The sequence below is a fragment of the Bradyrhizobium sp. HKCCYLRH3097 genome, from assembly GCF_051167875.1.
In the GTDB taxonomy this organism is placed as follows: domain Bacteria; phylum Pseudomonadota; class Alphaproteobacteria; order Rhizobiales; family Xanthobacteraceae; genus Bradyrhizobium.
The window spans coordinates 63,367-76,723 of sequence record NZ_JBNPTX010000014.1 but is presented as its reverse complement, the minus strand read 5'-3'; the positions used below and the strand labels follow the sequence as shown (position 1 = coordinate 76,723).

Annotated in this window: 8 protein-coding genes and 1 riboswitch; of the genes, 4 read left to right on the top strand and 4 right to left on the bottom strand. The window is 66.3% G+C overall.

Annotated elements, in window-relative coordinates:
- Positions 1-131: 131 nt before the first annotated feature.
- Positions 132-770: a leucine-rich repeat domain-containing protein gene (locus ACQR0U_RS27720; protein ID WP_315716071.1), complete on the top strand. Its 639-nt coding sequence runs from the start codon at positions 132-134 to the stop codon at positions 768-770.
- Between the two features lie 831 nt (positions 771-1,601).
- Here ACQR0U_RS27720 and ACQR0U_RS27715 read toward each other — a convergent pair.
- The gene (locus ACQR0U_RS27715; RefSeq protein ID WP_315828235.1) at positions 1,602-2,831 is read right to left on the bottom strand and encodes a cyclic nucleotide-gated ion channel; all 1,230 of its coding nucleotides are present in this window, start codon (positions 2,829-2,831) and stop codon (positions 1,602-1,604) included.
- Positions 2,832-2,833: 2 nt separating this feature from the next.
- Entirely contained in the window at positions 2,834-5,530 is a 2,697-nt protein-coding gene (gene alaS, locus ACQR0U_RS27710) for an alanine--tRNA ligase (protein ID WP_315753149.1), read from the bottom strand.
- A 181-nt stretch (positions 5,531-5,711) separates the two neighbouring features.
- Positions 5,712-5,822: riboswitch (glycine riboswitch) on the top strand.
- Positions 5,823-5,967: 145 nt separating this feature from the next.
- Between alaS and gcvT the strand changes: the two genes are divergently transcribed.
- The 3 genes from gcvT to gcvP all read left to right on the top strand — a co-directional run bounded on the left by gcvT (position 5,968) and on the right by gcvP (position 10,518).
- A complete protein-coding gene (gene gcvT / locus ACQR0U_RS27705) occupies positions 5,968-7,116 on the top strand; it encodes a glycine cleavage system aminomethyltransferase GcvT (protein WP_434844020.1) in 1,149 nt (382 codons plus the stop codon).
- A gap of 8 nt (positions 7,117-7,124) precedes the next feature.
- The gene (gene gcvH / locus ACQR0U_RS27700) at positions 7,125-7,490 is read left to right on the top strand and encodes a glycine cleavage system protein GcvH (protein ID WP_315716067.1); all 366 of its coding nucleotides are present in this window, start codon (positions 7,125-7,127) and stop codon (positions 7,488-7,490) included.
- Positions 7,491-7,644: 154 nt separating this feature from the next.
- The gene (gcvP, locus tag ACQR0U_RS27695; protein WP_315716066.1) at positions 7,645-10,518 is read left to right on the top strand and encodes an aminomethyl-transferring glycine dehydrogenase; all 2,874 of its coding nucleotides are present in this window, start codon (positions 7,645-7,647) and stop codon (positions 10,516-10,518) included.
- On the opposite strand, the gene ACQR0U_RS27690 is transcribed toward gcvP, so the two are convergent.
- A complete protein-coding gene (locus ACQR0U_RS27690) occupies positions 10,497-11,576 on the bottom strand; it encodes a DUF1835 domain-containing protein (RefSeq protein ID WP_434844019.1) in 1,080 nt (359 codons plus the stop codon). The genes gcvP and ACQR0U_RS27690 overlap by 22 nt on opposite strands.
- Before the next feature lie 297 nt (positions 11,577-11,873).
- Entirely contained in the window at positions 11,874-12,968 is a 1,095-nt protein-coding gene (gene recA, locus ACQR0U_RS27685; RefSeq protein WP_315716064.1) for a recombinase RecA, read from the bottom strand.
- Positions 12,969-13,357: the final 389 nt, after the last annotated feature.

Below are 13,357 nucleotides of genomic sequence, written 5' to 3'. Positions count from 1 at the left end.
ATTTCCAGTTGCACCCTGATAGCGTAAACTTCCGCCGCGGACCGAAAGGCCCGAGACGGGCCAGAAGCGCCCTTGGTCTCCGGGTGAAGTCGAGGCATGATCCGGCCGTGAGGAACGCGTCGGACTTGCACTTGTCGTTGTGGAAACAGGCGCTCGGCGCCGTGCCGGATCATGTCTGGGATCGGACGAACCTGCAATCGCTCGTGCTGGCCGACAATCGCCTGGTGGAGCTCTCGGACAGGGTCGGCGAGCTGCGCGCCCTGAGAACGCTGGACCTGGGCCATAACCTGTTGCGGCAGATTCCGGCTGCGCTAGGCGAACTCGTCGGCCTGAGCGACTTCCTGTACTTGCACGACAACGCGCTGAAAGAGCTTCCGCCGTCGTTGGGGCGACTTACCCGGCTGCGCTACCTCAACATCAGTGCAAACGAATTCGAGAGGCTGCCCGACGCGGTTACCGAGATGTCGGGACTTCTCGAACTTCGCGTGACCGACAACCGCCTGACGACTCTGCCGACGACCATTTCCAAGCTGACGCGGCTGCGTGAGCTGCATCTCAGGAACAACAGCTTGACCCATTTGCCGGAAGAGATCGGTTCAATGGTGGAGCTGCGGCAGATCGACTTGAGAGGGAACCCTGTCGCCGCATTGCCGGAAGCGCTGCTCAAGCTTCCACGCCTCGAAAAGCTCGATCTGCGCTGGGTGACGACGATTTCCCACCCGGACTGGTTCGCTGAGCTCAAGGAGCGAGGTTGCGCGATTTACCTGTAACGCTTGCGTTTGCAACGTCCGCAACGGTCACAAGCCGCCGTCTCGAACGTTTGAGCGCCAGGGCCATTGTGCCGCAGACGGCCGCCGACTTGCTGCGCCGGGCGAGTCGGAGCGATCGGGCCAAATTCGGTCGTGACCTGTCGTCGTTGATTTGCCCGACGAGCAGCGTCCCGGCCGTTCATGCAACGAAATTGGTCTCGGCCACCCCAAATCGGCCTTTGCCGGAACGGCGCATTTCATCAGCAGCTTCAACGCCATCGCCCGTTTCAAGAGCTTCGTGCAAAAATAAACCACTTCCGAAAATCAGCAAATCATGTCTATTCTCTCCACGTTCCGGTCTGGATGAGGGGCGTACGCGTCGTCACGAAACGTTGGGCCGGCAATGCGGTGGACGTGAGGGCATCAGCGCGCTTCATGCGCGGACGATTGATGCGCTCGCGGACGTGAAGTCGCGTGGTCCTGACACCCCGAAGCTGGTGTCCCCGCGGCGGCGAGCGAGAAGCGCGTCGTCGCGCACGGTGGCCAACAAGCCCGGTGCACCGAGGAGATCGCGTATAAGCGTTAAAACCGCCGCGCAGGGAATGCCGGATGAACCGGCTTTGCCTGTGGTACCTGCCGCCTGCATTTTTTTCCGCAGGCGGGCCATGGGTGAGGCCCTCACCCGGCATTCCCTGCGCCCTCATCACTCTCGAGGGCGGACGTCTTCCGCATCTCCTGGGTGCAATCGCGCCGCGGGATGGTGCGCGCGCGCCCGGCTGTTTGACTCGTTGGAAGATGGAATGAGACGCGCGCCTGCCGTCGCCAACGACGTACGGAATCCGCGCGCAGCCCCTACTCGTCCGTCTGGTCGTCGTGCTCGGCCTGCGACAGCTCGGCAAGGGCGAGGTCGCCGGAATCGGCCATGCGCGCCTTGGCGATGGTCCGGACATGCGCGGCGAGCGCCGGCATCCGCGCGATCAGCGCATGGAAATCCTGCGCGTCGAGCACCAGCAGCCGGGTCTTGCGCGTCGCCGTCACGGTGCCCGAGCGCTTGGTCCGGTGCAGCAGCGCGATCTCGCCGAAGAACGTGCCGTCGGCGAGCTTGACGCATTGCGTCGGCAGCTCGATCTCGACCTCGCCGGCAGTGATGAAATACATCGAGGAGGCGGCATCGCCGCGCCGCACCAGCACCTCGCCGGATTCGATCGTGCGCGCGCGCAGCAGCCGCATGATGTCGGCGATTTCGGACGCCGAAAGATGCGAGAACAGCGGCACCCGCGCCAGCATGCCCCAGGTGACGACGAAGTCGCGCCGCTTGATCTCCTCGGCGAACGCGGTGGAGATGATCGCGACCGGCAGCGCGATCATGGCGAAGCCCCAGATGATCGCGAACACCGTGATGATGCGGCCGAGCGGCGTCACCGGCACGACATCGCCATAGCCGACGGTGCCGAGCGTCACGATCGCCCACCACATCGCGTGCGGGATGGTGCCGAACTTGTCGGGCTGGACGTCGCGCTCGACCGCATAGAGCAGCGAGGCGAACAGCAGCACCGCGCCGGCCAGGATGACGAGGCAGCCGATCAGGATGCGCCGCTCGGCCTGCACCGCCGACAGCAGCGAGCGCAGCGCCGGCGAATAGCGCACCAGCTTGAGGAACGGCAGCACGATGCACACCGCTTCCAGGCTGCGGTCGCCGAGCACGAGCGCAATCGCGGCCGGCACGAAGGACAGGAGATCGATCAGGCCGAGCGCTGACAAGGCGTAGGCGAGCCGCTCCCGGTGCGGCGACTGGCGCCGCGGCATGTGCCCCGCCACGCTCCAGAGCCGAGCGACATACTCCGCGGCAAACACGATCAGCGAACAGACCTTGATCGCTCGCAGCAATCCGCCAATGGCGGCCGCGATGTCCGGGTCGGAGGCCAGCACCACCGCCAGCACGTCGAGCGTGATGACGAGCACGATGAACTGGACGACGCGCGAGCCGTGCGTGCTCGGCAGATGGTCGTGCTCGAGCAGCTCGTACAGCCGGTCGCGCAGATCGGGATCGCGAACGCTCTCGCCCGGCCCGAGCGTCGGCACGGTCAGCCTGCCTTGCTGATCGCGCTCTCGATCGCGGCCAGCGCAGCCTCCGCCTTGGAGCCGTCGGGACCGCCGGCCTGGGCCATGTCGGGACGGCCGCCGCCGCCCTTGCCGCCGAGCGCCTCGGACGCAGCCCGCACGAGGTCGACCGCATTGAAACGCGAAGTGAGATCGGCGGTGACGCCGACCACGACCCCGGCCTTGCCGTCCTCCGAGGTTGCGACGAGCGCGACCACGCCGGAGCCGAGCTGCTTCTTGGCGTCGTCGGCCAGCGACTTCAGATCCTTCATCTCGATGCCGGTGACCGCGCGCGCCATCAGCTTCACGCCGCCGACGTCGCGGACGCCGGCAGCAGGCGAGCCATTGCCGATCGAGGTGCCGCTGCCCATCGCGAGCTTCTTGCGCGCGTCCGACAGCTCGCGCTCAAGCTTCTTGCGCTCCTCCATCAGCGCGGTGATGCGCGCCGGCACGTCCTCGACCGTGGTGCGCAGCTCGGCCGCCGCCGCCTTGGCGAGCGAGAGGTTGTGGTTGGCATGCGCACGGGCGCCGCGCGCCGTCAGCGCCTCGATGCGGCGGACACCGGACGCCACCGCACTCTCCGAGGTGACCGCGATCAGGCCGATGTCGCCGGTGCGCCTGACATGGGTGCCGCCGCACAGCTCGACCGACCAGCCCAATGTATTAGAACCTTGGGCGTTATTGCCGTGATCACGCGCGGCGTTGCCCATCGAGACGACGCGGACCTCGTCGCCATATTTCTCGCCGAACAGCGCGCGGGCGCCGGCCTCGCGGGCATCGTCGAGCCCCATCAGGCGGGTCGTAACCTCGGCATTCTCGAGCACGACGTCGTTGGCGATGTCCTCGACGCGGGCGAGCTCTTCCGGGGTGATCGGCTTCGGATGGACGAAGTCGAAGCGCAGGCGGTCCGGAGAAACCAGCGAGCCGCGCTGGGCGATGTGGTCGCCGAGCACCTGGCGCAGCGCCTCGTGCAGGATGTGGGTCGCCGAGTGGTTGGCGCGGATCGCCGAGCGCCTGGTGTGGTCGACGTCGAGCTGCAGCGCCGCGCCGAGCTTGAGCGTGCCCTGCTCCACGGTGCCGATGTGCGCGAACAGGTCGCCAGCCTTCTTCTGGGTGTCGGTGATGCGCACGCGGACGCCGTCGCCGGTCATGAGGCCGGTGTCGCCGACCTGGCCGCCGGACTCGCCGTAGAACGGGGTCTGGTTCAGGACGATGACGCCGCTCTCGCCGGCCTTGAGGCTGTCGACCTCGGCACCGTTCTTGACCAGCGCGGTGACCGCGCCTTCGGCGGTCTCGGTCTCATAGCCGAGGAACTCAGTGGCGCCGAGCTTCTCGCGCAGCGGGAACCAGACGGTCTCGGTCGCAGCCTCGCCGCTTCCGGCCCAGGCCGCACGCGCCTTGGCACGCTGGCGGTCCATGGCGTCGGTGAAGGAGGCCTGGTCGACGCTGATGCCGCGCGACTTCAGCGCGTCCTGGGTGAGATCGAGCGGGAAGCCGTAGGTGTCGTACAGGGTGAAGGCGACGTCGCCGTCGAACATGTCACCCTTCGAGAGCGAGGCCGACTTCTCGTCGAGGATGGCCAGCCCGCGCTCCAGCGTCTTGCGGAAGCGGGTCTCTTCGAGCCGCAGCGTCTCCTTGATGAGCGCCTCGGCACGGATCAGCTCCGGATAGGCCTGGCCCATCTCGCGCGAGAGCGTGCCGACCAGCTTGTGCATCAAGGGCTCGCGGGCACCGAGCAACTGCGCGTGGCGCATCGCGCGGCGCATGATCCGGCGCAGCACATAGCCGCGGCCCTCGTTCGAGGGCAGCACGCCGTCCGAGATCAGGAACGACGAGGCGCGCAAATGGTCGGCGATGACGCGGAGCGACGCCTTCTGCGGGCCCTGCGGGTCGGCATTGGTGAGGTCGGCGATGGCGCGGATCAGGGCGACGAACAGGTCGATGTCGTAATTGTCGTGCTTGCCCTGCAGCACCGCGGCAACGCGCTCCAGGCCGGCGCCGGTGTCGATCGACGGCTTCGGCAGCGGATTGCGCACCCCGCCTTCGAGCTGCTCGTATTGCATGAACACGAGGTTCCAGATCTCGATGAAGCGATCGCCATCGGCCTCCGGCGAGCCGGGCGGGCCGCCCCAGATCTTGTCGCCGTGGTCGTAGAAGATCTCCGAGCACGGGCCGCACGGGCCGGTGTCGCCCATCTGCCAGAAATTGTCCGAGCCGGCGATCCGGATGATGCGCGATTCCGGCAGGCCGGCAATCTTCTTCCAGAGCCCGAACGCTTCGTCGTCATCGATGTAGACGGTCGCGGTCAGCTTGTCCTTCGGGAGGCCGAACTCCTTGGTGACGAGCTTCCAGGCGAGCTCGATGGCGTTCTCCTTGAAATAGTCGCCGAAGGAGAAGTTGCCGAGCATCTCGAAGAAGGTGTGGTGCCGGGCGGTGTAGCCGACATTGTCGAGATCGTTGTGCTTGCCGCCGGCGCGCACGCATTTCTGCGACGTCGTGGCGCGGTTGTAGGGCCGCTTCTCGACGCCGGTGAAGACGTTCTTGAACTGCACCATGCCGGCGTTCGTGAACATCAGGGTCGGGTCGTTGCGCGGCACGAGCGGCGAGGACGGCACGATCTCATGGCCGTTCGCAGCGAAGAAATTGAGGAAGGTCGACCTGATCTCGTTGACGCCGCTCATAGCAATCCAATCGAAGAAGTCCGGGAATTCGGCGGCAATGCTTTTAGACAAGGCGACTTCGCGTGTCCAGAAACTGTGCAGAAACATCATGGGCTTGCTGCACGGCTCCTAAAGCTGGTTGAAAGCCGCCGTGACGCGTTGACAGCTTGCGCGGGCTGGTGTTTGGTCCCGGACATAGACGACAGTCGCGTCGGGAGAGACTGGCCTTTGAGGTTCTGGTTGAACGTCAAGGGTCGGCGCCGAAGGAGCAACCGCCCCGGAAACTCTCAGGCAAAAGGACCCTCGCGACTGCAACTGCATCTGGAAAGAGACGCTTGTCCGGTTTTGACCGGGACGCGTCCGCCGACGGGATAATACTCTCAGGCACAGCGACAGATGGGGCTTCGGTGGCGTTTTTCGGGACTGGTCCCGAGGAACCGCGCGAGGATCCCTGATCGATGGCTGAACCGGCTGCCCCCCCTTTTTTGAAGCGAACGCCGCTCCATGCGCTGCATGTCAGCCTTGGCGGCAAGATGGTGCCCTTCGCGGGCTATGAGATGCCGGTGCAGTACGCGCCCGGCGTGCTCAAGGAACACCTCCATACCCGCAGCGCGGCCGGGCTGTTCGACGTGTCCCACATGGGGCAGGTCGCGCTGGTGCCGAAATCCGGCAAGGTCGCCGACGCCGCAGCCGCGCTCGAGCGGCTGGTGCCTCAGGACGTCATCGGCATTCCCCCGGGCCGGCAGCGCTATGCCCAGTTCACCAATGCCGAGGGCGGCATTCTCGATGACCTGATGGTGGCGAATTTCGGCGAGCACCTGGTGCTGGTGGTCAACGCCGCCTGCAAGGACGCCGACATCGAGCTGCTGCGCGACGGGCTGTCCGACCTCTGCGAGGTGCAGCCGCTGACCGACCGGGCACTCCTGGCGTTGCAGGGGCCGAAGGCCGCGAGCGTGCTGGCGAAATTCTGCGCTGATGCCGAGGGCATGCGTTTCATGGATTCCGGCCCGCGCATGGTCGACGGGCTCGCCTGCTACGTCTCCCGCTCCGGCTATACCGGCGAGGACGGCTACGAGATCTCCGTTCCCGCCGCCAAGGCCGAGCAGCTCGCCGAAGCGCTGCTGTCGGACAAGGACGTGCTGCCGATCGGACTGGGCGCCCGCGACAGCCTGCGGCTCGAGGCCGGGCTCTGTCTCTATGGCCACGACATCGACACGGCGACGACCCCGGTCGAGGCCGCGCTGGAGTGGTCGGTGCAGAAGGTCCGCCGCAGCGGTGGCGCGCGCGCCGGCGGCTTCCCCGGCGCTGACAAGATCCTTGCCCAGTTCGATGGCGGTGCGACACGCCGCCGCGTCGGCTTGAGGCCCGAGGGCCGCGCGCCGGTGCGCGAGGGAGCTGCGCTGTTCGCGTCGGCCGATTCAGCCGAGCCGGTCGGCCAGGTCACCTCTGGTGGCTTCGGCCCGACGCTGAATGCTCCGGTCGCGATGGGTTACGTGCCGACCACTCTCTCTGCGCTCGACACCCCATTGTTCGCCGATGTGCGCGGCCAACGCCTGCCGCTGCGCGTCGCCGCCATGCCCTTCGTTCCCAACACCTACAAGCGCTGAAGGACGTCATGACCACGCTCTACACCTCCGACCATGAATGGCTCAGCATCGATGGCGACACAGCCACCATTGGCATCACCGACTATGCGCAGGCCCAGCTCGGCGACGTCGTGTTCGTGGAGCTGCCGCAGGTCGGCCGCGCGCTGAAGAAGTCGGAAGCCGCCGCTGTGGTCGAATCGGTCAAGGCCGCCTCCGACGTCTACGCGCCGATCACCGGCGAGGTGGTCGAGGTCAACCAGGCGATCGTCGACGAGCCTGCGCTCGTCAACACCGACGCCGGCGGCAAGGCCTGGTTCTTCAAGCTCAAGATCGCCGACCGGGGCGAACTCGGCGGCCTGATGGATGAGGCCGCCTACAAGGCGCATACGGCGTGAGACGCGCGGTGCGTAGCCCGCATGAGCGGAGCGATGCGGGACCGGCGGTCCCGGGTCGCTGCGCTCGCCCGGGCTACGGTCTGCCGATCTCGCCGTCGCTGTTTACTGGATGCCCCGCCGTCGCGGGGCATGACGAGGCATAGAGGATTTGCTCATGACCACGCCGCTCAAGCCGCTCGATGATGCCGCCACCAGCTTCGCCCGCCGCCATATCGGTCCCTCGCCGCGCGACGTCGCGGCGATGCTGGAGACCGTCGGCGCCAAGAGCGTGGCGGAGCTGATGGCGCAGACGCTACCCGGCACGATCCGGCAGACGGCGCCGCTCACCCTCGAGCCGGCGCTGAGCGAGCCCGAAGCATTGTCGCACATGCGCGCACTCGCCGCGCGGAATCAGGTCTTCACCTCGCTGATCGGCCAGGGATATTCCGGCACGCTCATGCCGGCGGTGATCCAGCGCAACATCCTGGAGAACCCGGCTTGGTACACGGCCTACACTCCCTATCAGCCGGAGATCAGCCAGGGCCGGCTGGAGGCGCTATTCAACTTCCAGACCATGATCTGCGATCTCACCGGGCTCGACGTCGCCAACGCCTCGCTGCTCGACGAGGCCACGGCGGCGGCGGAAGCGATGGCTCTGGCCGAGCGTTCGGCGCGGGCGAAGACCAAGGCATTCTTCGTCGATCGGAACGTGCATCCGCAGACGCTGGCGGTGCTGCGCACCCGCGCGGAGCCGCTCGGCTGGCAGCTGATCGTCGGCGACCCCGCCGAGGATCTGGACGGCACCGAGGTGTTCGGCGGCCTGCTGCAATATCCGGATACGACGGGCGCGCTGCGCGATCCGCGCGCCGCGATTGCCAAGCTGCATGACAAGGGCGCGCTCGCGATCCTCGCCGCCGACCTGCTGGCGGTGACCGTGATTGCCTCGCCGGGGGAACTCGGCGCCGACATCGCGATCGGCTCGGCGCAGCGCTTCGGCGTGCCGATGGGCTATGGCGGACCGCATGCGGCCTACATGGCGGTGCGCGATGCGCTGAAGCGGTCGCTGCCCGGCCGCATCGTCGGCCTCTCCGTCGATTCACGCGGGGCTCCCGCCTATCGGCTGGCGCTGCAGACCCGCGAGCAGCACATCCGCCGCGAGAAGGCGACCTCGAACATCTGCACGGCGCAGGTGCTGCTGGCGGTGATTGCCGCGATGTACGCGGTCTATCATGGCCCCGACGGGCTGAAGGCGATCGCCCGCACCGCGCATCGGCGGACCGCGGTGCTGGCTGCAGGGCTGCGCAAGCTCGGCTTTGCGCCGGAAAGCGAGGCCTTCTTCGACACGGTCACCGTCGAGGCCGGCGCCAAGTCCGAGTCGATCATCGCCCGCGCGGAAGGCGAGCGGATCAATCTCGGGCGCGACGGCAGCAGGCTGCGGATCGCGCTCGATGAGACCACGACGGCCGATGTCGTCGAAGCCGTCTGGCGCGCTTTCGGCGGCGAGCTCTCCTACACGACGATCGAGGCGGAAGCGCGCGAGGCTCTGCCGGCCGAGCTCAAGCGGCAGCGGCCGTTCCTGACCCATCCGGTGTTCCACGCGCATCGCTCCGAGACCGAGATGCTGCGCTATCTGCGCAAGCTCGCGGACCGCGACCTCGCGCTCGATCGCGCGATGATTCCGCTCGGCTCCTGCACGATGAAGCTGAACGCGACGACCGAGATGATTCCACTGACGTGGCCGGAATTCGCCAGCCTGCACCCGTTCGTGCCGCGCGCGCAGGCCGCCGGCTATCATACGATGTTCGCCGATCTGACCGACTGGTTGTGCCGGATCTCCGGCTATGACGCGGTGTCGCTGCAGCCGAACTCGGGCGCGCAGGGCGAATATGCCGGCCTCCTGGCGATCCGCGGCTACTACGCCGCCCGCGGCGAGGGCCATCGCACCATCTGCCTGATTCCTTCCTCCGCCCACGGCACCAACCCGGCCTCCGCGCACATGGCCGGCATGGAGGTGGTCGTGGTCGGCTGCGATGCAGGCGGCAATGTCGATCTCGCCGATCTCAAGGCCAAGGCGGAAGCGCATAGCGCCAAGCTCGCCGCCATCATGATCACCTATCCCTCGACGCATGGCGTGTTCGAGGAGCACATCCGCGACATCTGCGACATCGTCCATGCCCACGGCGGACAGGTCTATCTCGACGGCGCCAACCTCAATGCGCAGGTCGGCCTCGCCAGACCCGGCGATTACGGCGCCGATGTCAGCCATTTCAACCTGCACAAGACCTTCTGCATTCCGCATGGCGGCGGCGGCCCGGGCATGGGCCCGATCGGCGTGAAGGCGCATCTGGCGCCCTTCCTGCCCGGTCACCCTGCGACCGACGGCGCGAGCGCGCATCCGATCGGGCCGGTCTCGGCCGCCCCCTACGGCTCGGCCTCGATCCTGACCATCTCCTACATCTACATGCTGCTGATGGGCGGCGACGGCCTGACCCGCGCCACCGAGATTGCGATCCTCAACGCCAACTACGTCGCGGCGCGGCTCGATGCGCATTTTCCGGTGCTCTACCGCAACGAGCGCGGCCGCGTCGCGCATGAATGCATCATCGACCCGCGGCCGCTCAAGCAGAGCAGCGGCGTCACCGTCGACGACATCGCCAAGCGGCTGATCGACTACGGCTTCCACGCGCCGACCATGAGCTTCCCGGTGGCGGGCACCTTGATGATCGAGCCGACGGAATCGGAGTCCAAGGCGGAGCTCGACCGCTTCTGCGACGCCATGATCGCGATCCGGAAGGAGATCGCCGAGGTCGAACAGGGCCGCTTTGGAATCGAGGCCTCGCCGCTGCGCCACGCGCCGCACACGGTGCACGACATCGCCGACGACGACTGGAACAGGGCCTACCGGCGCAGCGAGGGCTGCTTCCCCGCGGGCACCTCGCGCACCGACAAGTACTGGTGTCCGGTCGGCCGCGTCGACAACGTCTACGGCGACCGCAATCTGGTGTGCTCATGCCCGCCGGTGGCGGACTACGCCCAGGCGGCGGAGTAAGCCTCCTCACGCATGTTCCAGTGGATCGGGCGCCACGGCTCGCGACAATCAATGACGTGAGGCGTGCCGGGATCCGGAGCGATGAGCACCGCATGCCAACGCCAGAGATTGGCGTTGATCAATTCGGTGCCGCCCCACCAGCGCCGGATCGGATTATGGCTGCTGAAATCCTCCTCGCCGGCCAGGATCGCCTTGCCGAGCGGCGTCAGCGACAGCGTGCTCGCCTTGTAGCGCTCGAGGCGTTCACGGCTGTCGTGCATCTCGACCGAGAACGGCCGTTCGGCGAGGCCCGAAATTGCCGGCGCCGGCGCCAGTGCCAGACCGTCGAGCAACGCGCCTCCCTCCCAATAGTCATAGACGCGGCGTTGAAAGCGATCCCGATGATGCGGCAACAGGTCGAATGGGTGCTGATAGCCGGCTGACAGCAATTCGAGGATTCTCAGCTCCGATGCTCCCAGGCCCGTCGCAACACCAGGAAGCTCATCGAGCATCTCCTGCACGCAGCGGCGAAGCTGCGGCAGTGCACTGAGATCCTGCTTCAACAGATCGAACCAGGCTTGCGGCGTGGGCGCCCGAAACGCCTGCCATGCCAGATGGCCCAAATCGAGATGCTCACGCGCAAGCTCTACGCCGGCAATGGCCCGACCGGCGAGTCGCCCGGCCGGGGCATCGGATAGCGGGACATCGACATGCCGCAATACGATCTTCGTCGCGATCTCCGCGTGATGGCGCAGATAGTCCAAGAGCCAGATCAGCACCAACTGGTCGTTCGGACGGGTCCCCATCCACAGCTCGACGCTATCGCAACGGTCGACAAGTTCGAGAAAACTCTGACTCCGCCCGCCGACCGCCATGAAGTCGCCACGCGAGGCGAAATCCAACCAATGCCCGCGCTTCGGTCGCGCGGTGCGCTGGACGAGATAAGCCGATAACTCGGCATCTGATGGCAACGGTCCCCATACGAAACGATGGAGAATTGGCACCACCAGGTCGGCAAAGCCGCCTCTCCGAAGCGCTCCGGCGCTGGGATCATCGGCCGCTAGAATCAAACGCGTCATGCTGTTGGCTCCGGCACGACCTGATTGGCTCAAGACGCTATCAACACGCTCGCGATCGGCTCCCGGCGCCCAGGACTGGCGTCGGAAATGTCGGTGCCGCCGCGCGGATCCGGTCCGCTCGTCCGCGCGCACGCATTCGATTATTCGCGCTGAAGATCGTATCCGGCGCTCGGAAACTCAGGCTCACTGCATTCGGTCATGCAGCAACCGCAGATTTCGGCAGAACACCACACATCTGCAAACGGGCGCCGGAACGTCGGCAACGCAACGTCCACGGCACCCGCCGCCGTCTTACCTCTACTCCTCCGTCGGCTCCTCGCCGTCGGCGTCGGCGTCGCGCTCGGCGTTGCCGGCCAGGATCTGCTCGGCGATCAGGCCGGAGTTCTGGCGGATCGCGGCTTCGATCTTGGCGGTCATGTCCGGATTGGCCTTGAGGAACGATTTCGAATTCTCACGTCCCTGCCCGAGACGCTGGCTATCGTAGGAGAACCAGGCGCCGGACTTCTCGACGATGCCGGCCTTTACGCCGAGATCGAGGATCTCGCCCATCTTGGAGACGCCCTCGCCATACATGATGTCGAACTCGACCTGCTTGAACGGCGGCGCCAGCTTGTTCTTCACCACCTTCACACGGGTGGAATTGCCGATCACCTCGTCGCGCTCCTTGATCGCGCCGATGCGGCGGATGTCGAGGCGGACCGAGGCATAGAACTTCAGCGCATTGCCGCCGGTGGTGGTCTCCGGCGAGCCGTACATCACACCGATCTTCATGCGGATCTGGTTGATGAAGATCACCATCGTGTTGGACTTGTTGATCGAGGCCGTCAGCTTGCGCAGAGCCTGGCTCATCAGGCGGGCCTGCAGGCCCGGCAGCGACTCGCCCATCTCGCCTTCGAGCTCGGCCTTCGGCACCAGCGCCGCCACGGAGTCGACCACCAGCACGTCGACCGCACCGGAACGCACCAGGGTGTCGCAGATCTCCAGCGCCTGCTCACCCGTATCCGGCTGCGAGATCAGAAGCTCGTCGATGTTCACGCCGAGCTTGCGCGCATACACCGGATCGAGCGCATGCTCGGCATCGATGAAGGCGCAGATGCCGCCCTTCTTCTGCGCTTCCGCCACCGTGTGCAGCGCCAGCGTGGTCTTGCCCGAGGATTCCGGCCCGTAGATCTCGACGATGCGGCCCTTCGGCAGACCGCCGATGCCGAGCGCGATGTCGAGCCCGAGCGAGCCGCTGGACACCGTATCGACATCCATCGAACGGTCGTTCTTGCCCAGCTTCATCACCGAGCCCTTGCCGAACTGACGCTCGATCTGGGACAGCGCAGCGGAGAGCGCCTTACTCTTATCCATGGAGGAACCTTCGACGATACGCAGGGCGGTGGCGGACATTGGCGCTCCTTATGGCGGGGATTCGCGGGATGGACAAACGGTTAACGAGGTCGGCCAGCAATCTTGAGGTGAATGTACTCCATCCGTTCTTTGTTCGCAATATGTTCTTCTCGACATTCACACCCCTCTTTCACAAGCCCCTGACAACCCGCGGGAGACACGCCTGCCGCTCGAGGGCCGAGGGCCGGCGCGCGGTGCACCGAGCACCAGCGAGGGAGCGCTGCCCGATCAGCGCGCCCGGAAGCGAAGTACGGCATGCGGGATGCTGGATGACGGCGACTGCGAAGGGATCCCGATCCGGCTGGAGGCGGAAGCCATGCGCGCGAACGGCGCAGCCGCCGACCGGCGATCACGCGGATTAAAACCAAACTGTCCGAGCGCTCCAACCT

What these genes read in the sequence shown, in the direction of transcription:
- alaS (WP_315753149.1), bottom strand. Translation starts at nt 5,530, where the DNA reads ATGAGCGGCGTCAACGAGATCAGGTCGACCTTCCTCAATTTCTTCGCT.
- gcvT (WP_434844020.1), top strand. Translation starts at nt 5,968, where the DNA reads ATGGCTGAACCGGCTGCCCCCCCTTTTTTGAAGCGAACGCCGCTCCAT.
- gcvH (WP_315716067.1), top strand. Translation starts at nt 7,125, where the DNA reads ATGACCACGCTCTACACCTCCGACCATGAATGGCTCAGCATCGATGGC.
- gcvP (WP_315716066.1), top strand. Translation starts at nt 7,645, where the DNA reads ATGACCACGCCGCTCAAGCCGCTCGATGATGCCGCCACCAGCTTCGCC.
- ACQR0U_RS27690 (WP_434844019.1), bottom strand. Translation starts at nt 11,576, where the DNA reads ATGACGCGTTTGATTCTAGCGGCCGATGATCCCAGCGCCGGAGCGCTT.
- recA (WP_315716064.1), bottom strand. Translation starts at nt 12,968, where the DNA reads ATGTCCGCCACCGCCCTGCGTATCGTCGAAGGTTCCTCCATGGATAAG.